Below are 24,563 nucleotides of genomic sequence, written 5' to 3' on the forward strand. Positions count from 1 at the left end.
CATCCCCAATCGACTACGAGAACAGCCTCACTTCGACACCGGCTACGCTGACCCACGCCGCATAACCCCGTGTCCAACATCCAGGGTGAAGTCCCGCCTGCGATCACAGCGTTGGTGGGCTGAGCGCCTCGACACGGTCGAAACTCGCCTCACCCGGATCGGCGTCAACCTCAACCAGTTGGCAGCCGTCGCCAACAGCACCGGCCAGTTGCGACCAGAGCTGAGTGGCGCGTTGGCCTACCACGTCGTGACGCTCGACCGGCTCAACGAAGTCCTGGCGGCCATCGACCCGGCCGACTCGTCGCGGGAGCCGACGTGATCGCCAAGGCACCGGTCAAGGGGAAGTACGGCAAGGACACCTACGGCTTGCTGCGCTACCTGTTCGGCCCGGGCAGGAGCAACGAGCACACGGACCCGCACCTCGTCGCCTCGTGGGATCCGGAGTGGTTGGCAGGTGGCGCGTTCGCCGACCGCCAGCACGGGTGGATGGCCCGCTTGGCTCGCGAGATCGACGCTCCGATGACCGGCCACGAGCTCGAGTTGGACGGCGGCCACGTCTACCACGTGGTCCTGTCCATCCCGCGCCAGGACGGTCGGCTCGGCGACGTCCGATGGCGCGAATTGGTGAACGAGGCCATCGAGCGGATGGGCTTCGGCCCACGCGAGGACGGCAGCGGTAGCTGTCGGTGGGTCGCGGTTCACCACGGGCTGAGTAAGGACGGCAACGACCACGTCCACTTGGCCGTGAACTTGGTCCGGGGTGATGGCACGGTCGCCGACACCTACCGGGACTGGCCGCGCTGGCGGCAGTGGTGCATGGAGGTCGAGCAGCGCTTGGGCCTGACGCGGACGTCGCCGTCGGACAAGACGGCGGCCGTGCGTTCGACTCGTGCGGAGGTGGAGAAAGCCGCGCGCCGCAGGCTCCCCGGCACGAGTCGGGACTGGTTGAGGCAAACGGTGCGAGTCGCAGCGGCAACAGCCGCTACGCCGGCAGAGTTCGTCGGCTTGTTGGAGCGGGAGTTGTTGGTGTCGGTGGAGGCCCGGTGGGACGCGCAGCAGCGTCTGACCGGGTACCGCGTCGCGTTGAACGTCGATCACAGTACGACCTCGCCGGACGGCCGGGTCTGGTTCGGTGGTAGCAGCCTCGCCCACGACCTGTCCGCCCCGAAGCTGATGGCCCGCTGGGCGGCTGCCGACATGTACTCCAGCACCGCTGACCCGTTGACCAATGTGGCAACAGCTGTGGAAGCAGCTCGCAGTCAGGTCGCGGCAGGCAGTCCGTCGGACGACATCGCCCACGCAACCGCCGACGTGCTCATTGCGGTGGCCACAACGTTCGAGGGCCGCAAGTCGGGTCCGTTGACCGCGGCTTACAACGCCTACGAGTGGGCCGCGACGACACCGCGTCACGTGCAACCGAGTCGGTGGTCCGACATCGCCGTCGGACTGCGTGGAGCAGCTCGCGATCTGCTCAAGGCTGGTCTTCTCACCAGGAGGGCGAGCACGGGCATCTTAGTAGTCGGGCTTCTTCTGGTTCTCGCGTCGCTGCTTGCCGAGATCGCAGCCGCACGTCAGCGAAGTGGGCACCACCGGCAGGCCACCGAGGCGCACCGGGCTGCGACCACCGTGAGCACCTACGCGGCGAGCCTCTCCGCCAGGCAACGGCCCGAGCAGAAGACGAATACGTCTGTGGTTGGTCAACGCCGAGTACAGAGTGCGCTTGAGCCACCGGCGACACGGTTCCCGCACACACCGCAGAACCCGACGAGACGGACGCGCTGAACGGCTTGTGCGGAGGTGGCCGAAGGACGACCACCTCCGCACAAGCGGAGGTCATGCCGAGCTTGCAGCGCGCCGTTCGGCACGCAGAACCGCGAACGGCGGCACGTCCGACAACGCGCCGTCCAGCCAGACGAGGTGCAACTGCTTGATGTCGGCCAGGCCGGTGCTCACCCCGAACATCGCCAAGGCGCTCTCGGGACTCTGCGACGACAAGCGGAAGTCGCCCTCGACGGAGTTGACGTCGACGCGGTCGTCGAAGGCCAAGCCGTAGCCCGCGACCCGGACGGCGTGCTGGTCACCCCACTCCTCGACGATCGCGAACGTGCGTGGCGCCTCTTCGCGTGCGATGTCGAGCATGTGATCGCCGAACGCTCCGCGCGCCAGCTGTACCTCTGGCAGCTCGTTCACTCGGCCCTCTCCCCAGCGGCGGCGACCAGGTCCGCGAACTCGTCGCCGAGCAGCACCACGTTGCCCGTGTCGGCGGGGGACACCAGCCAGGTGGCCGCGGTGTCGCCAAGGGTGGCCGGTGGCAGCGGCAACGTCGTGCCGTCGGCGAGGACGCGCACTTCATCTCGTGCCAGCATCAGCGGGACGGGCGGCCTGACGAGGAAGTACGCGAGAGGCATTCCCGGGATGCCCAGTACCGGAGTCGGTCGGGTGGTGAACCACTGGTGGTCCACGATGTGGTCGATCAGCGACTCGTACACCGAGACGACGCCGAGGCCGTGACCCACGACGCCCAGCACCGTCGGGACGTGCAGCCCCGACTTCGACCACCAGGACCTGATCAGCTCGGGATCGGTGGTGGCCGAGCTGACAGGACGGAGGGTGACGCTCTCGGTCGGCTGACCGTTGTTGGGATCGACGAATCGCCCTTCGTGCCAGACAGCTCCAGGGATGACCGGCCAGCCCAAGCCGGCGTACTCCAACGCCGCCTCCAGCCCTTCCCGCGGCTGGGTGTCCGACGTGCTGCTCATTGCGTTGCCCCTCTGCTCGGATCTTCATCAGCGTCGGGAACGGCGCCGGCTGCGGTGGGCACCACCTCGAACAGGTCGTTGAACTCCATCGGTTCGAGAGCGGTCAGCGCACTGCCGATGAACGTCGCCCCGGGCTGAAGGGCACCGCTCAGAACCCGGGCCACCGTGGACCGGTTGACACCCATCGCCTTCGCCAGCGCGTAGTCCGACCGGTACCCGGCGAGCGCCACGGCCTTGGCGAACGAACGTCGACGGAGCTGGACCGTATGCGGCGCCATCTCACTACCTGCCATCGACCAAGAAGGTCTCACCTGCGGCTTTGCGCGCGATAGCCGCAGCGAGGTCGCCGAGATCGCGGGCCAAGGCCGCCTCAACCTCGACCAGGTCCTCGCTGTATCTCGGCTCCTCACCCCGGACGGTGTGGACGCTCTCGTCCATCAACCGCACGATGTACCGCCCGAGCTTCGTGTTGACGCTGGTCAACCAGGTGTTGAACAGCAACTCGTCCTTGGTCACGGCACACCTCCGCACAGGCGTCGTTCCCGACCATTGCCACTCGAAGTCGAATGGCAATGGCCAAGGTACGAGGCACTGAGCGTCACAAGTCGTACAAAATGTGTGACGGGCCGCCAGCTACGCTGACGTGGGACCTATGGCCAACGACCAGCGGAGGGAGTCGGATGTCGGACACCCCCGACCAGATCGGCAAGCGCGTCCGCTACTGGCGCCTGCGCCGCAACCTCGGCCGCAAGCAGTTCGCCGACATGATCGGTCGCTCGACCTCTTGGCTCGACAAGGTCGAGTCGGGCGAGCGCAACCTCGCACGCATCCCGGTCATCGAGCTGGTCGCCGACGCCCTCGCCATCGACCCCAGCGTCCTCACCGACGCACCCGCCGCAGCCCGAGCCACCGACCGCGTGGACGCCGCCGAGGTCAGCGCCATCCGCGCAGCACTCGGCCGCTACCCCGGCCTGGCGGCCGCGGACACCAAGCCCGTCGGCGTCGCCTACCTCGCCCGCCAGGCCGACTACATCGAGCACGCCTGGACGTCGTCCCACTTCACCACCGTCGCGCAACATCTGCCGACGCTGCTGGAAGCAGCCCAGCGCGCAGCCCTTGCCGCACTGCCAGCCGGGCAGGTCGATGCCTACCGCGTGCTCATCGCGGCCTACCGCCTGGCCTCCTCGATGCTGCTCAAGTTCGAGAGCCACGACGTCGCCTGGCTAGCCGCGGACCGTGCCATGCACACCGCCCTGGCGGTCGACGACACTTGGTCGCAGGCCCGAGCCACCCGCAGCGTCGCCCGCGCCATGAGCGCAGCCAGGCAGCGCACCCAGGCCGTCGACACCCTGTTGAGGATGTCCGACCGCATGGCACCCGAAGTACCCAAGCACCCGATGAGTCTGCTCTCCCTCCACGGCATGCTCCATCTCGCCGCTGCCATCACCGCAGCCGAGCAGGAAGACGCCTCCCTGGCCCTTTCCATGCACCAGGAAGCCACTCGAGCCGCCGAACGCATGGAGCGCCACTACGACACCCACCACACCCACTTCGGCCGCGCCAACGTCGCCATCCACCGCGTCTCCGCCCTCGTCTGCCTCTACGAGGCCAGAGCAGCTCTCAGCTTTGCCGCGACGATCCCCCGTAGCGCTCTCGACGAGCTGCCACCGGAACGCCGGGCCAACCACCTGCTCGACCTGACCGAGGCCAACGCCCGCTGCGGCAACTTCGCCGAGGCCACCCGCGCCCTCGCCCAAGCTGAGCGAACCGCACCTCAAGAAGTCCGCAGCCGCCCCCTGGCCCACGGCCTGCTGAGGATGCTGCTGTCCAACACCACCGGCGAGCCCGCCCGCATGGTGAAGCAGATGGCCGAGCGCGCCGGAGTGCCGGCGTGACCGAACGAGTCCTCTACCTGATGATCTGCGGCGCCGGACCCGCCAGCCACGTCGATGTCGCTATCAAGCTGGCCCAGGAAGCAGGCTGGTCGGTCTACTGCATCGCCACACCATCCGCCGTCGAGCACTTCCTCGACCTCGACGAACTGCACCAGCTCACCGGCCACCCCGCGCGAACCGGCTACAAAAGCCAAGGTCAGCCGTCGCTTCCCCCTGCCGACGCGGTGATCGTTGCACCAGCCACCTACAACACGATCAATAAGTGGGCGGCGGGCATCGCCGACACCTACGTCCTGACACAGCTCGCGGAACTCACCGGCCTGGGCGTGCCGATCGCAGTCCTTCCCTTCGTGAACACGGCACTCGCGAACAACGCCGCGCTGTATCGCAGCGTCGAAGCACTACGTGCCTCAGGCGTGAGGGTGCTGCTCGGGTCGGGGGGATTCGAGCCGCACCCACCTAGACAGGGGCATCGCGCCGTGGCCGATTACCCTTGGCACTCGGCCATTAATGCTCTGTCATGACTGCTGACAGCTGGGTGGATAGAGATGCATGACAGAACGTGGATTCGAGTTGGCAACTCTCGCCCGGTCCGGAAGTTCAGGTAACTATTTACCGGACCAAAGACTTGTCAACACTAATGATCCGCGCATGGAGTTGAGCGGCCACGGATCGAAGTGCGGGCTAACTATCAGCTGATAGTAGCGAGGTTGCACGGTCATGCGTTGGAGAGGCTCGCCTAAGGTGGCGTGCGGGATGCACGTTGTGCAAGTTTCGGTTCCCCGGTCGGTCGTGAGAGCAAAACTGTCGGGGGTCGTGTTTATCGTCATCTCGTGGTGCACCACGGCCGACTTACCCTCGAGGAGATCCCTGTCCTCGTCGCAGCGACGGCTCGTGTGTGGGTACGTCGACGAGATGAGGCGCAGTAGTGGATCTGACCAAGGCTTTCGACACCTTCCAGCAGGCTGTGAACGCTGACATCGAGCAGGTGAGGCTGGCTCGCGAGCGACGGGACGCCTTCAAGGGTGCGCTCAAGGGGGAACCGGGCGTGCTGGAGGTGTTCGGTTCCGGCTCGTTGGCGCGCAGCACCCAGCTCAAGCCCGTGCACGACGTCGACCTGATCATGGTCTTCGACGCGGCGGCGTACCCGGAGTGGGGGCAGCCCGGCGACTCGTCAGCGGGTGCCTTGGAGGTTGTCCGCGAGATGGTCAAGAGGTTGTTGGGCGACAACGGCGGGACCGTCGAGGAGCTCGTCCGCTTGGCCAAGCCGCGAGACCGGGCCGTCAAGTGCTTCATCGATCCGCCTGAGCAGGATGACGCGTTCACGGTGGACGTCATGCCCGTGTTGCGTCAAGCGGACAACACCCTGCTGGTCCCCAGCAAGCGGAAGGAGTGCTGGAGCACTGCTGCCCCGGAGTACCTCATCGCGCAGGTCAAGGAACGACAGGAGAATTGGTCGTACTTCCGCCCCACGGTGCGCGTGCTCAAGCTGTGGCGCCACGGCGTTCCCACCAAGGTCAAGTCGCTGGTCATGGAGGTGCTCGCCCTGAAGTGCCTCCCCACTGACACAACGCGGCCGCAGGCATTGAAGGCGTTCTTCACCGCCGCTGCGGTCGAGGTCAACTACGGCGTGGTGGACCCGGCCGGGCACTGTGGCGTGATCCAGCCCGACCTCGACACCGAGGCGCTCCGCACCGCCTTGGAGTCCGCGCGTGACATCGCCGAGGAGGCATGTGCGGCCGCAGCCGATGGCGACACCGACGGAGCGGCGTTGCTCTGGCGGGAGTTGTTCGGGGATGACTTCCCGGCCCCGGAGGAGAAGGGTTCGGGGACCGCTGCCGGTTCCTTCCTGTACGTCCCGCGGCCGGTCGTGGACGCGCCCCAGGGCTGACCGATGAACACCAACGGCGAAGTACCCGTTTCCTGGTGGGAGTGCGAGCCCCGGCGCCTGGCTCGTGATCAGCGCGAAGTGGCCGAGCTGTTCCCCGAGCTGACATGGTGCGGTGAAGGAGCTGGCCGCTGGGAAGGGCGGCTGCCCAGGTGGCCGTTCCACCGGCCCGAGCCCACAGGCCTGGCTGAACTGGTCGGGCAGGACGGCATGCCGATCAGGGTGCAGTACGGACATGCCTACCCGATGGTGCCACCGGCGATCTTCCCGCTCGACCCGGAGCCCGAACTGATCGAGTACAGGCAGACCCGGTTCCACGTCATGGGCGATGGCAGCCTGTGCCTGTTGCAGGACTACTCGACGTGGACCGGCCGGCAGTCGGTGACCGAGCTGCTGCTGAAGGCGGCGGGCTGGCGCGTGGAGTACGCGCTGCTCAAGAGCGGTGTCGTCGAATCCATGACGATCAACGGCATCGTCAACGACGCCAGCCGCGATCACCTGGTCGGGCAGGCGCTCGAACAGCTCTCCGCTGGTGGAGGTCAGGCGTGAACGACCTGCTCGTGCTCGTCCCGGGCGAAGCGGCTCGCCGCATGAAGGAAGGTGGTCAGTGGGGCCAGATCACCTTCCGGGTATCGGATCCGGACAACGTCGGCGCCGTGATCGCGGTGTCGGACGGCTCCAACCCTGTGATGCCCACCCCGCTGCATTCCGCCAACCACTTCCTCAGCGCTGGGGACGCCCGAGGGCAGCACCGCTGGTACCGGGCTGCGCCCGCGCTGCACCTCCTGTGGTGGCACGCGCGCAACACCGGCCGGGAGATCTCCCTCAAGGCTTTCAAGGAGAACGTCTTCGGTCGCTGGTTGAGCCCTTCGGCCGTCGAGGACTACGTGGCGTTGACCGTGTCAGCGGAAGCACCGGCTGAGTTCCCGGACATCAACATCCCCGAAATGGTCGCCTGGTACGTCACCCCGGCCGCCGCACGCCCGGTAGCCATAGACGTGGTGTCCGCTGAACACGGCTTTCCACAGCTGGCCGGGCACTGGCCGGTTGGCCACTTGGAAGAGAAGTCGGTCATGCTCGTCGGGGTGGGCAGCATCGGCGGAGCCGCCGCCCACGCCCTGGCCAGCTACGGCGTCGGGCGCATCGTCCTCGTCGACCCTGACCGCCTGCTCAGCCACAACGTGGTGCGCCACGTCTCCTCGGTCAAGCACGTCGGCAGGCTGAAGGTCGACGCGGTCAAGCAGGAACTGGCCGAGGCGTGGCCAGCCACTCACGTGGACGCGCTGCCCGTGGACGTCATCGCTGCGGCGCACCTGATCAGACCTCGTCTTCGGGATGTCGGCGTCGTGCTCTGCACGGCCGACGGCGTGGCAGCGCGTCGTGTCGTCAGCCACCTGGCGCGACGCGCTCGGACTGACGCCATTCTCGCCTGCGTGCTCCAAGACGGCGCGATCGGCGAGATCATCCGGCTGCGCCCCTGGGCCAACCACGGCTGCCTGACCTGCCGTCGCGAGGCGCTCGTAGCCCGAGGAGCGGTGGATCCCGAGCCCGCCCTCGACCTGGGGTACGGCACGGGGACCGCGCACCGGCCGATGACTGCCGTCGGAGGGGACCTGCACCTCGTCGGCCAGATGGCTGCTAAGGCCGCCGCGGCCACGGTGCTGGAACGGAAAGGTCATTCCGACCAGAAATTGCCCGGTGAGCACGCCATCTTCGGGCTGCGCCCGACACTCGGCTGGGCTCCCCCGTTCGACCTGAACCGCAACGGCGACATCCGCTGGCTGCCGCACAGCCCTCCTCGCCTGGGGTGCCCCACTTGCGAAGAGCCGTGAACGATGCCAACCCCGCCGCTGTGCGGCGGATCGTGGTGGCTCCGGACAGCGCCCGAACCATCTGCCGGACCGTGACCGAGGCAGACGACGGTGCTGAGACCGGCGGGATCCTCTTCAGGCGCGTCGAAGACGACGGCACGGCACACGTGCGGCACGCAGGTACCCCTGGGCCAGCGGCGATACGGACCCCGAACTACTTCCTGCGCGACCTCGCGCATGCCCAGCACTTGGCGGAAGCCGCTTTTCGCACTGACGGCAGCATCTGGATCGGTGAGTGGCACACGCATCCCCGTGCGGACGCCGTGCCGAGCCCGCGCGACCTCCTCACCTACTCCACCCTGCTGGCCGATCCTGCGCTCGCTTTCGACGTCGTGCTCGCCATCGTGATCGGCCCCCTTTTGCCGATAGCGACCACCCGTGTTGTGGGTTGGGCCTGCACCACGACGGGGGTGACAGCTGTGCCGATCGAATCCGAAGTCCTGCTCATACCGGAGGAACTTCGAGGTACGTGACCGGGTGAAGCGGGTGGCCCGTCAGCTGTCCACCTCGAACGCCGTGGTGTACCCCCGGTGCCCGCCGAGGTGTTCATAAACGGTGGTGACCCGCGTGCGGTTCCACCTGTGCCCGAGCAGGAGCGCGAGACCGCCTGGGCCTGCCATGAAGAGGTGGATGCGTTCGGTGCTCGGCAATTCGTCGAGTTCCTCGCGGACCAGGTTCCGGATCGCTTCTGCATAGGCGACGGCTTGCCCCGCACCGGCGATGGACTGGTCGTCGCTCCCCCCACCTGGCTGGATGGTGAGCAGGCGGCTGGCTCGGACGCTGTTGTCCTTCAGGTACGCGATCACCGCTGAGGTCGGGTCGACGGCGACCCCGATGGCGACGGCCAGGTCGTTACCGAAGTCCAGTTGTTGTCGTCGGAGTTGCGGTGCGGGGATGGCTGCCTTCCGTGCATCTGTGGACCACAGCTTGCCGCCCTGGAGGTATCGCAGGGTGTGGCCGCGTACACGGGGGAGCGCGGCGCCAACGCGGAAGAACGTCGCTTGGCGCATGGCACCCCCGATGAGGGTGGAGCGCCAACCGTCCCTCTCCAGTGCTGCGGCGGCGTCCATGATCTCCTGCTCCATCCGAGCCCAGTCCGAAGCGCACCGCGGTTGAACGCGAACTTGGGCGTTGTCACCGTCGAACAGATCCACCCAGTTCAGGGCGATGGTGGCGTCCTCGGCATGGGGATCGGCATCTATGGCTTGGACGAGCAAGATCGCTGAGGGGGGCGTCGGGTGTAGGGACTCCACCGTGCTTCGGATGTCCTCCTCGGGGATGATCCGCCTGCCACCGGTGACCCAACTCGCAACGGTGTTCAGCCCGTGCTGAAGAGAGGAGGCACTCCCGTCAAGGCCTGCGGCGACCATCAACGTGCGGACGTGGTCCTCCTCGGCGCTGACCGTCCGCCCGGTGACGAATTGCAGGTGCTCCAGCATCGCGAGCAGTTCGAGGCGGCTTGCACCGACGTGGTCCGCCCATCGGTCCACAGCTCGCCCGGCTGCGCTCGTCAGCTCCGCCTGGCCCGCGTACGGCATCAGCAGGTCGGTGCGGCCGTCGACGTGCCCGAGCAGCGGGTCGGCGTGATCCAGGGCCCGGTTCGTGATCAAGCGCAGGACGGGGGTCGCACCGCTGCCGCTGAGCTTGACGTAGCTGTCGTACATCTTTTGCAATAGCGACTTGCTCCTGCCGGACGTGGCGGTGAGGTAGCCCTCGTTGACCAGGTCGGCCGGGTTGGTCGCCCACTTGACCTGCGCGAGGATGTCAGGCTCCCCGGTGCTGCTGCGCAGGACCACGTCGTCGAAGTTCCCCGCGTCGTTGACCTCCACCTCCACCTGCGAGAAGCGGCGCTCGGGGCCGATCACGCGCATGGCGGCCCCCCACACGAACAGGTCCTGGAACCTGTCCCCGTTGCGTCGAACGCCGGACCTGGACGGTGGACCCGCTGCTGGGCGCTGCCCGTTCATCAAGCCTCCTGTCCTTGCCGTGCCGCTGTCGAGGCACGAGTGGTGGGGTGCGCGCCTCGGTGCGCGACAGTGATCTCGATCAGGCCGTCGGTCCGGTGGACGATGAGGACCAGCGGCTGCTCGTAGGCGATCGACGCCCGCCGTATGGACGTCAAGTCCTGGCCGCTCGTCCCATGCCCTGCCGGGTGGCTGTGCCAGTCGCCCACGTACCCGAGCCACGGGTGTTCGTGCGCGGCAAGTGCCATGCCGAGGGCGGCCTGTGCTGAACTCTCGTCCCTGCTCCAGGAGTTCGTCGTTGCGTTGGGGTCGGGTACCTCGATGGCGTACCGGATGACCACTCGGCCGCTGGCCCACCAGCCCAGCAGCAACCCCCCGGTCTCTCGCGGGTGCGCGGCTGAGGCCAACTCGGAGATCGTGGTCGCTGCGTCAGCGTGCACCTCGGCCTGGGTCTTCCGCGGCTTCATGACGCCGCATCTTGCAGGACGTCGCTGGTCACCGTGCCGATCCGGTTGTAGAGCGGCTCAGGTTGAGGGCGCCGCACGACGGCGATGCTGGCGGGCAGTTCACACGTCAGCAAGGCAGCGTCGACGACGACCTGGTGCGCGAGTTCCGCTGCGGCCACCACCGCGCCTGGTGGCGTTGGCGAAACCGCGCTGCCGCAACCACGCTCTTGGAGCCGGGTGCCACTGTCGAGGCGGGGAAGAGCGGGGAGGTACCTCTCGCCGCTGCGGAGCGGCATCCGGTCCACCCTGAGGACGTCACCATCACGCTGCACGCATGCCGAGACCACCGCGTGCCCCGTCGTACGGCCCATCGACTCGGCCGCCGTCGCCAACAGGCTGCTCGCACAGCCGCTGCCCGTGGCGTCCAGCACCACTTGGTGGTCGCGCACGAGGTCTTCCGCTTCATCCAGGTTGTCAAGACGGCCCCAGGGGACGTGGATGCCGGTGATGTCGGGGTCAACAGCCGTCAAGCACGCCCGTACCGCTTCGGTCTTGGGCCATCCGACGTACCCGACGCCAGCGAGGTGCCGCACCACGTTGCCGGGGCGGAGGAGTTCGCCGTCGACGAGCGTGAGCCTGCGCGCACCCGCCCGGAACAGCGCGTCGGCCGCGAAGGAGCCTATTGCGCCGCAACCGACGATCGCGATCCGAGTGGCCGACAGCTCCGGAGCAGCCGAGCCTGCGCGCATCATGCGCGTCGCAGCGCTGGCATCAGCGCTCTCACAGGCGGTCACCCGGATGGCATTCGACGACTTTCGAACCCTCACCACGAAGATGCCTTGCCTCGTGCCGCGCGCGTAGAGGAAGAGGATGTGCGTGACGGCGCCGATGGCGATCAACCGCTCCACCTCGGAAGCACGAGGGCCGAGCGCGGCGGCAGCGTCGTCCCAAGATCGCAGAGGGCGCGTGATGCAACCGAGATCGGCCACCCACGCCAAGTTGCGGTCCCTGCGCCGTTGCCTTCGCCCCGTGTCGAGGTCGCCGACTCGTCGGCGCTCGTTCGTGATGACGATCGTGTGCGGGTTCGGTCCAGGCCCGGTGCGCACGGCGCGGTCAGGGGTCAAGGTGGAAGCGTCGTAGAGCACCAGCCTGCGATCGGTGTGCTCCTGCTCCAGGTAGCGCTCCAGGTCGCAGTCGTCATCACCGGGCCAGCCGGCCGCGGTCTTGCGAAGCCAGCCACCGATGCGGTCCAGCAGCAGTCCTGGGCGCGACCAGGGGGCCTGGTCGACCGCCCAATCATCCGTCCAGAGGCACAAGGAGCCGTCAGCATTCGCGTGGAACGTGGTCTCGAATGGCGCCCCTGCGTCCAGCAGGACCACCTTGGGAGGCAGGAACGGGAAGGTCCGCCCAGGTCTGATCTCCACACGGGCGATGTGGATCTGGTCAGTCGTTGAGTGGTGCCATCGCACAGGGCCGCGGAGGTGATCACCGTCATCGGTAAACCCGAGCGCCACCAGTTGTTCGCGCCACTGGTCCGCAGCCGCAGCGAAAGGGCTGCTCATGCGTACCGATCCCGTCCCGCCGGCACAGCGGGGGCTCCCTTGACGAGGGCACGACCTGAAGACTTGGTGGACCCGTCGGGGTTGCAGTAGTCGGGTAGCGGGAACACATATTCGGACTCTTCCGTGTTCTGCGTTTCACCCAGCAGGTCCCGCCACTGCACTGCGGACTTGCAAGGGTCCTTTTCTTTGAGCGCCTTCTTCGCCAAGGCAGCCGCTTCAGCGATCCTGTCGGCCGCTGCCTCGATCTGCTCTGCCGTTGCCTTCGTCTTGATCGTGCGATCGTCGAGGGTGGGGTCGTCCGGTCCTTCATCCACGTAATCGGGAAGTCGTTCGGCGATTTCTCCCAGGATCACGGGCAAGTAGCTGGCGACCGTGCTCTCGTCGGGCTGCAGATCCTGGAAGGCGTGGTAGGTGAGTACTTCGAAGTAGTAGCCGCCAGGCTGGTCATCCACCCAGTTTCGCCGAACTTGTCGGATGAGCTTGACCATCCGCACGTAGATGCCGCTCTTCTTGTCGTCAGGGTCGAGTAGGAAGTCTTTGTTCGCGGCTGTCGTGAGTTCGGCCATCTTGATCGGGTTGGTCTCGACCCAGCTCGCCCGCCCGTCGTCTTCGATTTTTTCCGGGATCTGCCAGTGGTCACCCGGGTGGTCCACGCAAGGGCGGGCAATGACGACGTCGACGGACAGGTCGAGGTCGGGAAACTTGATCATCACCGAGCGGTGCTGGCGCTCCACGCGGTCCGGGAAGGCTTCCTCCAGAACTTCGGTCACGTGATCGAGTATGTCTCCAGGGCGCAGCGATGACGTCGCATTGGTCAGCCGGACGAACACGTCGACGTCCTTGACCCGCTTGATCGACACATGCCGACCGTACGACCCGATCAGGAACGTCGATATACCCAGCCGCTTCAAGCGGTCATCGGCCTCCAGCGCCTCGGTGACCTGATTGTGTGCTTCCTGGGCATTCTTTGCGTCATCCTCCGGCTCGATCTGGCTCAGCGCAGCTTTGAAAGACTCGGCCAGGTGTGCCATCGACTGCCCCCTTCCGCTCTGGTGACGCTTGCGATCGGATGAGCGCAAGAGGTGTCACGGTCGAGTGGTTGCATGATGGTAACTCCGGCTTTCAACAATGCAACTGTTGTGACGCTGATCACATGAGCGGATACGCAGGGTGAAGGTGGATGAGGAAGCGGCGTCGGGCAGTCACCTGCTTCTGGTAATGCGGAACCGAGCACCGATAACGACTGCCTCTAGCCATGAGGGTTTCCTGTACGGGTGGGAGATCGATCCAGTACGGATCGACACCTCGACGGTTACGCGTATGAGTCATCGGCGATAATCAGTTGCCGTGCAGTCCGAACTTGGTCCATACCGGCTCTTGGCCGCTCGACATGGGGATGGGCATGAGGATCTTGGCTTGGGCGGGCGATCGCGTCTTCGGTGCCAGGCGCCCACCTGGAGAGCGTGTTCATCGCGGTCCTGTTGATCCCGGTCGTCCCTGACCTGTTCGTCGACTGGCTCGGCGACCCCGGTCGGCCCCAGCGCAATGGTGTGCTGCGAGTGCTGGCCGTGATCACGGTCTTCACCCTCGCGGTCTTGGTCGGTATCGCGCGCAACGCCTGGGTACGTCATCGAGGCGAACGTGCTCGCAGACCTTTCACCCCGCTACCTGCCGCTGATGTCTTGGTCCTGCCGATCAGTGCTCGCTCGGATCCATACCTGCGCAAGCAGCGCCGTGATCGAGCGCCGGAGGTCCCGGAGTTCCTCTGCGCGGAGAGCACGCCCAAGACGGTCGTCGGCGTCTTGACCCCACGAACCGCGCCAATGGCAGACGACCTCGCGGCGGAGTTGGCTGCTGACGGCATCGCGTTCCAGCCCGTCCTGATCGACGACGCGCACAGCCCGGTCGCCGCGGTCGAGGACAGCAACAAAGTCCTCGACCTACTCCGTGCTCTCAATGTCCCTGCCGATCGGGTGCTCATCGATGTCACCGGTGGCAGCGTCCCACTCACCCTCGCGATGATGCGCGTCGCCGCGCTCCTCGGTGCCCGCTGCGTCTACGTGTCCGCTGACGTCGATTCCGACGGTCGCCGCGTCCCCTACAGCCAACGCGGGCACGCCTTCGACCCCCGGGCCATCACGGGTGCCGCCTGACAGCCATACCTGGTCGAGCAACGAGTGGGCGCGGCAGGCATCGACGCCCCGTGTCCCGATGCAGTCAGGTTGTCAGGCGTCGTTGGCAACCTGGAACTATGTACAGCTTTTTGAACCTAGGCCGACGCCTCCTGCTGCGAACCCCGCCGCGGCGAAGCTGATGCGGCGTGTCAGGAGCTCAGGCACGAAACCGGAGTTGGCGTTGCGCAGCGCGTTGCACCGGAAGGGACTGCGCTTCGTCGTGGACCGCTCGCCACAGGAGGCCGCGCAACGCGTGTTCGGACTCGTCGCGATGCGCACCGCACGATCAGCGGTTGATCCCACTCATGCAGGTAGCTGAATCCGGTCCTCGTGCCTGCCAAGGATGGAGGGACGGTCTGTGGTCAGCCGGGCCTCTGTTCCAACCTTCGGCAACGTGCTGAGGAGTCGGAGCACGGCCCTCAACAGGCCTGTGCGGGACGCTCCTGGCAAGAACCGCAGTTGATCGGCACAGCGGAACGTTCCCCGTCGTGACAGGTCAATGCCGTTTCGGTCGCTGCTGCGGAGTTGGAACGGTCAGGCGGGGTCGGCACAGCTGTGCCGACCCCGTTCCGGCCTCAGCTGCCGTGGATCACGGCGCGGATCATGTCTAGGTCGTCCACGCTTACCGGGTTGTCGTGGCCCGGCATCCGTCGCTTGCCCGCTGAGGGAACTCCGGCGGCGCGCAGTGCCTCACCGAACGCCTCGACCTCCCAACCGATACGCCCGGCCAGCTCCGACCGAGCTACCAGGCCGTGCTCGTCTTCGCCGACTACGTTGGCCAGCAGCGTCAGCACTTCGGGTAGTTCGCGTCCTGGCTCGGCGCCTGCGAGCTTTGATGCACTGGCGGTGACCGTGGCGACCTCGTTGGCCAGGCGTGCGGCTGACGTGGAATCGAGCACCGCCAGGTCGTGCTCTCCGTAGGCGTCCCCGGTCAGCGTCCCGGCCTGCTCTTCGCAGCACTCGGCCGCGTTCGCAAGCGGCGCGAATCGCGGTGATGTGCAGCAGGTGCGTGCGCACCGTAACCGCCTCCCCGGCTGACAGTTCGGTCTCACCATCGGCACCCAGCAGGAGGCCGACGCCCTTGTGGTTGGTCAGCAGCTTGGAGGCGTCCATCCCGGCCTTATAGGTGCCAGCGCCCAGGATGGTCTTCGATGCCTGCCAGGTCATGGTCTTTGAGGTTCCCCGATAACCCGAGGCGGTTTTTACCTGGATCGGGTCGGTGATGCCGGGATGGTAATCGGTTCGGCATGGGCTGTGTGCCAGGCTGCTTCGTACTCGTCCGGGCTGAACCATCCGTGGAGTCGTAGGTCCCACCCGAGGTGGCATAGACGTCGACGATCTCCGTAGTGATCGCCAGGTCGTCGCGTTCGCGGCGGAACGGGGCGGCATGGCCAGCCACTCAGCCGTGATTACGTGGACGAGGCGATGCCCAGGATCCGAAGCACACACTCGACCCCGAAGCGGGCCGTGAAGCTGTTCGATCAGCTTCACGACCATCGCCGGGTCGGGTCGAGTTTCGCCGTGAAGAAGCAGACGCGGCCTTAAGGATCTCGTTGGCCCGCTTGAGCTCCGTGTTCTCTTTACGCAGCCAGCGCAGCTCCTCCGACTCGGCTGCGGTGGGCCGGTCGTCCCGCTCACCACGCTAGCCTCGTCCTGCCGGATCCAGCTCCGCAACGCCTCCGGGTGCACGCCCAGCCGCTCGGCCAGACGCCGAATCACCGGCTTGGGCTCCGACTCCCGGTACAACCAGGACCGCACGCGCCCTCAACTCGTCAGAATCCTTCTTCGGTGGTGCCACGGACGACTCCCTTCAGGCCCTACCGGACCATGCCTGGAAAGCCTCCGAGCTATAGGCGACCTCACCTCCGACAACGTTCTGCAATGTGAGTTAGAATTTTTGCGAGCATTATCGAGCTGGCATCCATTCGGGGATGTACTCAGGTTCGCGCGGGTATTCGTCCAGGTCTTCGTGGTAATCCTCGTCGTCGACATCATATGGAAAAGCTGGCTTGATGTCGTAGTCAAACTCTACATCGAATTTGCCTGAGCGATCCATCTTGAAGATCGCGGTATACCAGGCACCCTTGCCTGGTTGAGCGGTCAACTCGCGGAGTTCTTTGAACGCTCGCAGAGCATCGAATGTAGGTACAAACTTTATGGGGGCTTCTACGTTTTGGGTCGTGTACTCAGCTCCGAGGTGGGACTGGGATGACAGCATGTAAATTGTTATGCGTGCAGTGTTCCAGTCGTCGGGCAAGTTCGCCAACGAGGCATCTACAATCTTTTGGTACACATCGCCTGTATCCAGCGTAGGGTTCGTCATACTGTTCATCCTGTCACTTATTCATGAACGACATAAGGTTTGGCGTAGCGTTGCCGAAGGCGTCGGTGACTGTGTACTTTACCTCGAATTCGGTGGGACGCTTGCTATCCTCTGGATACTTTGGATAGATCTCCACATGGACTTTGTCTCCCTTGTTTAGATGATCTCGCCATTCTGTCTCCATCTTATACCAACGTCGTTTTCCTGTACTGTTGAGTTGATCAGCCATAGGCACGATGTTTATCGCTTCGCCTATTCCGCCTAAGCTTGAGGCGAAGAGGTGTCCGCCTTCATCTCCCTGTAAGCGATCGCCTCGGCCAGCGACACGCTGTTGGTATCCGTTTCGCGGGTTCGGTGACGCTGGTATGGTTGCTGCCCCTTCGGCGCGGATCACCCTCGATCGGTCGTCGGTTTCGTAGGTGGCTTTCTCGCCGCTATTAGCGTTTGTTACGATGTATACTGTATCGGGATTTGGTTTATTCAGCTCCTTATTCCAACGTCGAGGGCCGCCGCCTTCTACTTCACGAACCATCTTCTCGCTGGCCGTGGGGGTGTCACTCCCGTTTGAATTATCTCTTGATGTGACGACAGGCTCGGTTTCGACTGCTGGGATGTGTTTGCCTGTCGTGCTGCTATCGCTGCTGGATGAAGACTCGGATCCGAATGGCGATATCTCTACTACTTGGTTTTTCGGCGGTTTCTCGCTGGCTGGCGTTTGGTGATTTCCAGTGGCGGCCTGCTCGTCGGAGGGTTCAGCTCGTTGAATGTCGTGAGCTGTAGCGCTGGTGCTTGCAGTGGTATTAGTGGCGTCGGCGGATGCATAATTGTCGATCTGCTTCGATGGCTGCTCGCTGTCGACCGAGGTGTCGCTCAAAGAGTCCGCAGGGGTTATAGATTGAGGCTCCTCGCGAACCGTCATGTCGACGGACTGGCCTGTCGCGGTACGCGACTCGTTCTCAGCGCCTTCCTGGGATGCTGTTCCACCCGATCTGTCAGTATCGGTGCGGCTGATTTCGACGTCATCAACATCGCGTCTTGTTGTTTCGGGGGACTGGTGGGTGGGGGATGGCTGACTGTTGTCTTCCTCTCTCCCCGTCGAGTGTGCCGGGGAAAGAGCAACCTGAACCCCGCCCTTATCTTCTACCGGGTAAGTGCCGACAGTACCGGGTTCGATAGCAGATGACGCTGTTTTGTCGTCTTCCTCTCTGATTATTGACGGCGATAAGTCCCGTTCCTGGTCTAGCATCCGGTCGCTGTCATTCTCGGGTATTACCTGTGTCAAACCGCTACTGCTGCTATGCTTATGTGTGTCAAGTCCTGACTCGGACGGCGACTCGCCACTTCTTTCACCAGTTTGAAACGAGTGGTTGGAGTTCGACTCACTCAGTGGTTGCTCGCGGTTGATTGCCTTATCACCGTCTACCTTGTGATCCTCTCCAGTATTCGCATTTCCTTCGAGTCCGCCGCCGAACGAGTCAGGCAAAGTTCGTTCGGAGCTCACTGCTATATCGCTATCGGATACCGGAGACGAGGTTTCGAGTGCAGATGATGTTTGCGGGGTTTTAGATGCGTCAGAAGGGCGTGTCTCAAGACTCATCTGAGCTCTCCCGGATATTCAGTACAGCGAGAGGCCATGTCGTGCGGAGGTTCAAAAATTTTGTCGCTTGCAAGAACCGCTCGCTGGGGCTGGCTTGATCACTCAAGCGCGCTACGGCAGACTCGTAAGCGCGATTCCCGGTGATCGTTTCGCGGCGCGGTCGCCACATGTCCGGATGCGCGCGTAGCTGCGTTAGCTGCTCGCGCGTCGTACGGCCGGTTAGCGTCAGACCTCGAGCGCTCCAAGAATTCGTATAATGGTGCTGACCCGGTGAGTCCGTTGTTCGCAACACTCTCAGCACGTCGATCCATCGGAAGCGCCCCGCCTGCCACATCGTCTCCGTGTCGCCGCACGGTGCTTTGCCGTCCAAGGTTTCAATTGCTGCGTCCGCAAGGTGCGTTGCTAGCGCTTCAGGCTGGTAGTATTCCGCTAGACCTATGTACCGGGTATTGATGGCTGCCTGGATACCGTGCGCGACCGCGCATTCCAATGTCCGCCGCCCTACTTCCGCGAGTGTCCGCAGCCACTCGGTGTCCGGGCGTGGGGCGGGTCGGCCGACCAGGTGTGCGACGGTGAGCAGTTCGATCCACAGCACGAACCGCGGTGACTCGGCCAGCCGGCTGGCGAGTCCGATCTCGCGCAGGGTGCACTGCCGGGCACCGCAGGTGGGGCCGCAGACGACGCTGCGTGGGCGCAACACGGGAGGGAACGCAGTGGCGGTCGCGGCTTCACGGCCTTCGCCCAGCGGCACGGCTACCCGGATCGGTCGGTCCATGCCGTCGGTGAAGACGACGGCGCGGCCTGGTGGCAGGGAGACGATGTGGCGGGACTGCTCGTCGTCGAGGTTCATGGTCGCGCCGACGGCGTCGCGGTCGTCCTGGGCGGGTAGCCGGTGGATGATCTTGAGTGCGGTGTTCTTGATGACGTCGGGGACGATCTTGGCGGGGATCTGCTCGGCGATGACGATGCCCTCGCCGTAGGAGCGGATCTCGGCCAGCAGCGAGGTGAACAGTTCGACGGCGTGGGCGGCGGGTGTGCCTTCCTCGGTGCGTTTGAGCAGGCGGTGGGCTTCTTCGATCACGGTGACGTGCCGCAGGACCACCGCGCCGGGGGTGCGTCTGGTGCGCAGGTGCTGGTGCAACCTGATCAGCACCGCGCCGATGAAGAAGGCCTTGTCCTGGTCGTTGCCGACGTCCTCGATCTCCAGGACGACGTTGCGGCGCAGCAGTTCGGCGACGTCGAGGGGGTGGCCGCCTTCGAAGAATCGGCCGGGGGTGCCCAGGCGCAGGGCGCTGAGGCGGACGTCGATGAAGCCGCGGACGTTGTCGGTGATCTCCTTGCCGTAGCCGATGCCTTCGACCACTTCCATGGCGGTGCGTTGCAGGTCGGCCAGGGTCGGGTAGCGGGGGGTGATGCCGGGCAGGCGGGACTCGTTTAGGACGGTGTCCCAGCCGAGGTCGGTGTAGCAGCGGGTGAGGGCGTGGCTGAGGACCTGGGGGAAGGGCTCGTCGGCGTCGAATGCGGCCAGGAACAGGGCTCGGACCAGGTCGATGTGGGTCTGGATGGGGAAGCCGGGTTCGGGTTCGAGGGGGTTGAGGCCGACGGGGAGGGCGTCGGGGTCGCCGGGGCGGATGACGACGACCTGGTCGCCGCCGATGCGGCCGGCCATGGCGGCGTACTCGGCCTTGGCCGGTTCGATGACCAGCCAGGGCACGTCCGAGTGGTGGAGTTGTTCAAGCAGGTGGCGGACGGTCTGGGATTTGCCGCCGCCGGTTGCGCCGGCGACGAAGGTGTGCCGGTTGAGCGTGGCCGGGTCCACGCCGAACGGGCCGGTGGGCTGGTCGGCCTCGTCGAGGACCTCGCCTAGCCGGATCGGACCGTCGCGTTCCGGCGTCACGTCGAACGCCGCTGGCTCAACCAGTCGGATGCCCGGCAGTTCCTTGCGCGGTGGGCGGGCCACGGCGGCTAGCAGTTCGGCACCGGCGGTGAAGGGGGAGCGCGGGGCGTCCCCGTCACCGGCCACCGAGTCGGATGCCGACTCGAACGTCCCGACAGCGGTTCCCGGGACCAGGGCGTAAGGCAGTTCGTCGAGTTCGCTGGCGCCGCACAGCAGCGCGGCGGCCCGGCGGGCGCCGATTTCGGTGACGCCGCCGACGAGCACGTGGACGTTCCACATGCCGCCGGTCCGGGCCCGGCTTAGCTCCCGATAACGGGCTTGGGCGCGCTCCAGGGCGACCTTGTCCGCCTCGGAGTTCTCCTTCTGCCGCATCCTCGGGATCAGATTGGACAGGTGCAGTAGCTCGCGGTCCACCACTGGCGCGGGCAGCGGTTCGGCGACTACCAGCCAGGCGAACGGGTCGCGCAGGTGGGTGACGTAGTCGTCGAACCCGCCCCGTGCGCCGCTGTCCTCCGCCGTCCACAGCGGATCGACCCGACCGGGGCACCTGATCCAGTGTGGGAAGTCGGTCATGTCGATGTCGGTGCTCTCGCCGGTCGACCCAGGCGGGTATAGCAGCGGCCCGCCGCCTTTGCCGGCGGGCGGGAAGTAGGGCCGTCCGCCGACCAGGAACCTCAGCCGGTCTTCGCCGGGCAGTCGGCACCACGCCACGGCGATCGCGGCGCCGGTGTCACCGGACAGCTCAGCGTGCGCACCGGACAGCGCAGCGAATAGCTGCGCTGGCACCGGGTCTGGTACCGCCGGGTCGTCCGGTAGGCGCGGGGCGGACAGCACCTGGTGCCAACTGAACCCTTCGAGGAGGCTCACGGCGTCAGCTCCGCGGGGACAGTGCCACGCGGTCCAGCAGCGTGATGCCGGGGTTGCAGTCCCCGACCACTACGCGCCGTCCCGACGGCGGGTTCTCCACCAGGACGAAGGCGGTGGTGGGCAACGACTGGATGGTCGTGGGTTCCACGGCGAACTCGTAGACCCGGGCCTGCGTGGTGCCGCGGTTGGTGGACTCGGTGGTCGACTCGTTCACAGACGTCGACCAGTTGCGGGTCAACGATTCGGTGAACGAGGTCGAGGTCGAGGTGCTGGAGTTGCCGCCGACGGTGTCGGCGAACCAGTGCGCCACGTCCTTGTTCCACGACCGGCCCTTGGTCGTGGAGGTGCTGACCGTTTCGCTGGTGCCCTTGGCGGTGCCTTCGGTCTCCGTGGTGCCTGCCGTAGTGGCGGTGCCGACTTGGGCGGTGACCTGGCTGAGCACGAACTTGTGCCCCCGGCCGATGAACTCCGCGGCTGCGGCGGCGTCCTGGGCGTTGCCCAGGCGCATCAGGATCGCGGCGCTGTCGGAGCTGCCCAGCAGCTCCTTGAGGTCGCCGCGCAACCGCTCCAGCAGCAGGATCAACCGCACGCCGACCCGACGGCAGTGCCTGGCCAGCGACTCCAGGCCCTCCAGCCCGATGTCGTCGGCACCGACCACGAACAGCACGCGGTCGCCGCCGTCACGCAGGTCGCGCACGTCGTGCAACAGGCGATGGAACACCACCCGGTCCAGGAAGTCCTTGCGCCGGGACTGCTGGTGCGTGGTGGCCGCCACCGCGAGCCCGCCGGAGGTCCACAGCTCGCTCAACGGCGCGGCATCGGGACTCGTCACCTCGTCCTTGGCCAGCAGGCCCAACGAACTGGCGAGGAATTGGAGTTCCTGCTGCACGCGCTCGCCCTGGCCGATGGTGTCCACGGCCGAGGTCAGCCGGGTGATCTCCTCGGTGCTCAGGGTCTCGTCGGAGCCGATGTCATAGGTGCGGCGTAGCACCTCCAGCCCGGCGACGATCCGGCGGAAGGTGGGGTTGTCCGTCAGCCGGCGCAAGACCGTCTCCAGCAGGTCGGTGTCGAGGGCGCGCAGGTCGACGTGATCGCCGGGGCGGCGCAGAGTGTGCACGGCCTGAGCCAGCACATCGGCTGCCTCGTCGGGCTCCAGACCGGCCAACACGCCGTACCGGTTGGCGTGCGTGGGCAGGTCTACCTGGGTGATCTGGTGGCCGCGCTCGTACAACAGCCCCGCCAGTGCGCTGGACACGTACTGCTCACTGAAGTCGACCACTGTCAGCTTCGTGCCCGCCTGGGCCAGCGAGCAGCCCAGCGTGGCCAACAAACTGGTCCAACCTTCGACCGTGCCACCGAACACGTCCACTCGGCTCGGCCCCGACCGCAACTGCAGCGGGTGCCACAGTTGCGCCGCTGCTTGACGGGCCCACTCGGCCTGGTCGTGCGCGGCGATCCGGGCCTGCCAATCGTGCTGGGCCTGGAGGAACTGGTTGTATCGGACTTCGCGTTCCGTCTTCGCCTGCGCGACGGCGGACTTGATCTGCGAGTTCGGCACGACGATCGGTACGACGACGAACGCCACGATACCGGCCGCCAAGGCGACGAAACCCAGGGTGGTAGAGCCGAACGACAGCACGATCCATGCCGCAGCAGTGATCCCCAAGCGCTTGGGCAGCTTCTTCTTGGCAATCGCGACCTTCTGCCGTAACGCAGCCACATCCGGCTCCGGCGGCTCGTACCAGACCGGCATCCGGTCGGACTCGGGGCTGCGTGAGATCGGGGCGGGCGGTACGTACTCCCAGCCCCATCGCTCCTGCGGCACGAAAAGACGATCAGCCAGCACCATGCTGGTCGAACTGGTCAAGACAACCTCCTGCCGGATGCGGCCCTGTGAGGCCGGCCGCGCAAACGACTCGCCCAACGCCTGGGCAGCTCAAGCAGCCGGTTACGTCGACAACCGGCCGGTGCATGTATCGCGTTACGAACGGGCTAATATTCTTGTTGCCGTGGAAACGTGAGACTAATTCCGATTCGGGTGTGCGCGTGTTTGAGCTGCTTGTTCTTATTCGTTCCGCCTTCTGGGTGACGCGGTTCAGTCTGCTTGCGAAGGTTTTGTACCACACGTCTTCGTGGGTGTTGCCGATTGTCTTGGCGGGGCGTGTATCTGTAATCCGTATTCTTGCGGTTGGTCGATGTGAGTTGTTCTCAGAATTGAGGCTGTTGGTTGCGCCTCCTCCCTGAAGCGCACCTCGATCTGCACGTACTGCTCTTGTGCTACTCCTGTAGTCGTCATGGGAACAAGTGGCTGGAGGTCGGCGCTTATGCGAGTCCGCGCCGCAGGGTGTCGCGGACTTCGCGGGCTGCGTCAGTGCCGCACCCCAACGCCTCCCTCAGTCGGGTCGCGGATGGGTCCGCGTGCAACCGTCCATCGGCGATCATCTGTTGGGCGCGGTCTACAAGCAGGGCAAGTCGGTCCTCGGCAGCCCGGCGCTGCGCAGCTCCGGCAGTGGGCGGATTTTGCCTGTACTCCACGCTGGTGGGGGTAGGAGTGGGGCCTACCGGTAGGCCGTGGTCGAGGTCGGCGAACGCCGTCCAGATGATCGGCAGCACTGCCACGGCGCCGACCGCGACCAGTGGGCCGATGGCGTGGGCGAGGAGCTGCATCGGGTCGAACCGCGTCCACGGCACTGAGACCCACGGCAGGTACGGCCACACGTTGAGCGTCAGCGTCACCGTCAACGCGCCGTACTCGACCACCGCCAGGTGTGGGTGGTGCAGCACCTGGCCGCGGGTCGCCAGGAAGGCCCGCGCCCCGACCACCACCAGCAGCACCGTCGAGATCACCGGCTCAACTGCCCAGGCGCCCCACCACGCGGCGGTGCGTTCGACCATGCCTCGTGTGAGCGTGTGGTGAACGCCGGTGGTGGACCACGCCAGCGCCCCGACCAGTGCCGCCAGCGCTGCGGCGGTGAGCACCAGGCGCAACCGCGATGTCTGCCAGGCCCGAGCGGCTGGGTCCTGGGCGAGGGCGTGGAGGCGGGCGGCTTCGGCGGCGCGCTTGCGGCTGCGCCGGACCCGGTTGGTGTCCACCAGCAGCGGCGCGGCGTCGGCCTGCAACTCCAGCAGGACGTGGGCCTCGTCGACTTCGGCACGGAGGTCGCGGACCCGCTTGGTGGCCGGTGCGACAGCGGGTGGAGCCGGGTCGGCTGCGGCCGGGGCGTGGGCGGCGACATAGTTCTCCAGTTCGGCCACGGCGCGCTCCACGTCGTCGTCGTTCGGCTCGGGGAAGGACATGGAGGTGTTCATCGCTGCACTCC

The 24,563-nt window shown here is 65.9% G+C and carries 23 protein-coding genes and 1 pseudogene; 9 read left to right on the top strand and 15 right to left on the bottom strand.

Annotation, left to right across the window (positions count from 1 at the left end; all coding sequences use genetic code 11):
* Nucleotides 1–319, top strand: a 319-nt coding sequence (gene mobC, locus AB0G02_RS09375; RefSeq protein WP_360791793.1) for a plasmid mobilization relaxosome protein MobC, incomplete at its 5' end; no start/stop codon positions are given.
* Nucleotides 316–1,782, top strand: a complete 1,467-nt coding sequence (locus tag AB0G02_RS09380; protein WP_360791796.1) for a hypothetical protein — start codon at nt 316–318, stop codon at nt 1,780–1,782. The genes mobC and AB0G02_RS09380, both read left to right, overlap by 4 nt.
* Before the next feature lie 51 nt (nt 1,783–1,833).
* On the opposite strand, the gene AB0G02_RS09385 is transcribed toward AB0G02_RS09380, so the two are convergent.
* From AB0G02_RS09385 to AB0G02_RS09400, 4 genes are read right to left on the bottom strand one after another with little or no spacing between them, the layout of a single operon-like run.
* On the bottom strand, nt 1,834–2,190 hold the full coding sequence (locus AB0G02_RS09385; protein ID WP_360791799.1) for a hypothetical protein: 357 nt from the start codon (nt 2,188–2,190) through the stop codon (nt 1,834–1,836).
* Nucleotides 2,187–2,759: a bifunctional DNA primase/polymerase gene (locus AB0G02_RS09390; protein ID WP_360791802.1), complete on the bottom strand. Its 573-nt coding sequence runs from the start codon at nt 2,757–2,759 to the stop codon at nt 2,187–2,189. Before AB0G02_RS09390 ends, AB0G02_RS09385 begins: the two co-directional genes overlap by 4 nt.
* On the bottom strand, nt 2,756–3,052 hold the full coding sequence (locus AB0G02_RS09395; RefSeq protein ID WP_360791805.1) for a transcriptional regulator: 297 nt from the start codon (nt 3,050–3,052) through the stop codon (nt 2,756–2,758). Before AB0G02_RS09395 ends, AB0G02_RS09390 begins: the two co-directional genes overlap by 4 nt.
* On the bottom strand, nt 3,042–3,275 hold the full coding sequence (locus AB0G02_RS09400) for a hypothetical protein (protein WP_360791808.1): 234 nt from the start codon (nt 3,273–3,275) through the stop codon (nt 3,042–3,044). Before AB0G02_RS09400 ends, AB0G02_RS09395 begins: the two co-directional genes overlap by 11 nt.
* Nucleotides 3,276–3,439: 164 nt before the next feature.
* Here AB0G02_RS09400 and AB0G02_RS09405 point away from each other — a divergent pair, with 164 nt between their 5' ends.
* The 6 genes from AB0G02_RS09405 (at nt 3,440) to AB0G02_RS09430 (ending at nt 8,886) form a co-directional block, all read left to right on the top strand.
* Nucleotides 3,440–4,654, top strand: a complete 1,215-nt coding sequence (locus tag AB0G02_RS09405; protein ID WP_360791811.1) for a helix-turn-helix transcriptional regulator — start codon at nt 3,440–3,442, stop codon at nt 4,652–4,654.
* Nucleotides 4,651–5,178 (top strand): flavoprotein, encoded by a 528-nt coding sequence (locus AB0G02_RS09410; RefSeq protein ID WP_360791814.1) that lies wholly within the window; start codon nt 4,651–4,653, stop codon nt 5,176–5,178. Before AB0G02_RS09405 ends, AB0G02_RS09410 begins: the two co-directional genes overlap by 4 nt.
* A 404-nt stretch (nt 5,179–5,582) precedes the next feature.
* Nucleotides 5,583–6,545, top strand: coding sequence for a hypothetical protein (locus AB0G02_RS09415; RefSeq protein ID WP_360791817.1), 963 nt, complete (start codon nt 5,583–5,585; stop codon nt 6,543–6,545).
* Between the two features lie 3 nt (nt 6,546–6,548).
* Entirely contained in the window at nt 6,549–7,091 is a 543-nt protein-coding gene (locus AB0G02_RS09420; RefSeq protein ID WP_360791820.1) for a hypothetical protein, read from the top strand.
* Nucleotides 7,088–8,374: a ThiF family adenylyltransferase gene (locus tag AB0G02_RS09425; RefSeq protein ID WP_360791822.1), complete on the top strand. Its 1,287-nt coding sequence runs from the start codon at nt 7,088–7,090 to the stop codon at nt 8,372–8,374. Before AB0G02_RS09420 ends, AB0G02_RS09425 begins: the two co-directional genes overlap by 4 nt.
* Nucleotides 8,371–8,886, top strand: coding sequence for a Mov34/MPN/PAD-1 family protein (locus tag AB0G02_RS09430; protein WP_360791825.1), 516 nt, complete (start codon nt 8,371–8,373; stop codon nt 8,884–8,886). Before AB0G02_RS09425 ends, AB0G02_RS09430 begins: the two co-directional genes overlap by 4 nt.
* 21 nt (nt 8,887–8,907) lie before the next feature.
* Here AB0G02_RS09430 and AB0G02_RS09435 read toward each other — a convergent pair whose 3' ends face one another.
* The 4 genes from AB0G02_RS09435 to AB0G02_RS09450 all read right to left on the bottom strand — a co-directional run bounded on the left by AB0G02_RS09435 (nt 8,908) and on the right by AB0G02_RS09450 (nt 13,416).
* Nucleotides 8,908–10,284: an SAVED domain-containing protein gene (locus AB0G02_RS09435; protein ID WP_360791828.1), complete on the bottom strand. Its 1,377-nt coding sequence runs from the start codon at nt 10,282–10,284 to the stop codon at nt 8,908–8,910.
* 95 nt (nt 10,285–10,379) lie between these two features.
* Complete coding sequence (locus AB0G02_RS09440) at nt 10,380–10,844, bottom strand: Mov34/MPN/PAD-1 family protein (RefSeq protein ID WP_360791831.1); 465 nt, start codon at nt 10,842–10,844, stop codon at nt 10,380–10,382.
* The gene (locus AB0G02_RS09445; RefSeq protein WP_360791834.1) at nt 10,841–12,385 is read right to left on the bottom strand and encodes a ThiF family adenylyltransferase; all 1,545 of its coding nucleotides are present in this window, start codon (nt 12,383–12,385) and stop codon (nt 10,841–10,843) included. The genes AB0G02_RS09440 and AB0G02_RS09445 overlap by 4 nt, the downstream gene beginning before the upstream one ends.
* The gene (locus AB0G02_RS09450) at nt 12,382–13,416 is read right to left on the bottom strand and encodes a nucleotidyltransferase (RefSeq protein ID WP_360791837.1); all 1,035 of its coding nucleotides are present in this window, start codon (nt 13,414–13,416) and stop codon (nt 12,382–12,384) included. The genes AB0G02_RS09445 and AB0G02_RS09450 overlap by 4 nt, the downstream gene beginning before the upstream one ends.
* 432 nt (nt 13,417–13,848) lie before the next feature.
* Here AB0G02_RS09450 and AB0G02_RS09455 point away from each other — a divergent pair, with 432 nt between their 5' ends.
* A complete protein-coding gene (locus tag AB0G02_RS09455) occupies nt 13,849–14,538 on the top strand; it encodes a hypothetical protein (RefSeq protein WP_360791840.1) in 690 nt (229 codons plus the stop codon).
* A gap of 596 nt (nt 14,539–15,134) precedes the next feature.
* Here the strand turns inward: AB0G02_RS09455 and AB0G02_RS09460 are convergent.
* The 7 genes and pseudogenes from AB0G02_RS09460 to AB0G02_RS09490 all read right to left on the bottom strand — a co-directional run.
* Entirely contained in the window at nt 15,135–15,458 is a 324-nt protein-coding gene (locus AB0G02_RS09460; RefSeq protein WP_360791843.1) for a hypothetical protein, read from the bottom strand.
* A 757-nt stretch (nt 15,459–16,215) separates the two neighbouring features.
* Nucleotides 16,216–16,317: pseudogene (locus tag AB0G02_RS09465) on the bottom strand (transposase); the annotation flags it as partial.
* A gap of 148 nt (nt 16,318–16,465) precedes the next feature.
* Nucleotides 16,466–16,882, bottom strand: coding sequence for an immunity protein YezG family protein (locus AB0G02_RS09470; RefSeq protein ID WP_360791845.1), 417 nt, complete (start codon nt 16,880–16,882; stop codon nt 16,466–16,468).
* A 13-nt stretch (nt 16,883–16,895) separates the two neighbouring features.
* Nucleotides 16,896–18,383 (bottom strand): DNA/RNA non-specific endonuclease, encoded by a 1,488-nt coding sequence (locus AB0G02_RS09475; RefSeq protein ID WP_360791848.1) that lies wholly within the window; start codon nt 18,381–18,383, stop codon nt 16,896–16,898.
* 85 nt (nt 18,384–18,468) lie between these two features.
* Nucleotides 18,469–21,243 carry an ATP-binding protein gene (locus AB0G02_RS09480; RefSeq protein ID WP_360791851.1) on the bottom strand — a complete coding sequence of 925 codons (2,775 nt, stop codon included), beginning with the start codon at nt 21,241–21,243 and terminating at the stop codon, nt 18,469–18,471.
* A 4-nt stretch (nt 21,244–21,247) separates the two neighbouring features.
* Nucleotides 21,248–23,110, bottom strand: a complete 1,863-nt coding sequence (locus tag AB0G02_RS09485; protein ID WP_360791854.1) for a hypothetical protein — start codon at nt 23,108–23,110, stop codon at nt 21,248–21,250.
* A gap of 455 nt (nt 23,111–23,565) precedes the next feature.
* The coding region (locus AB0G02_RS09490) for a hypothetical protein (protein WP_360791857.1) at nt 23,566–24,563 on the bottom strand (998 nt) is incomplete at its 5' end.

The organism is Actinosynnema sp. NPDC023658 (genome assembly GCF_040639995.1).
Taxonomy (GTDB): Bacteria; Actinomycetota; Actinomycetes; order Mycobacteriales; family Pseudonocardiaceae; genus Actinosynnema.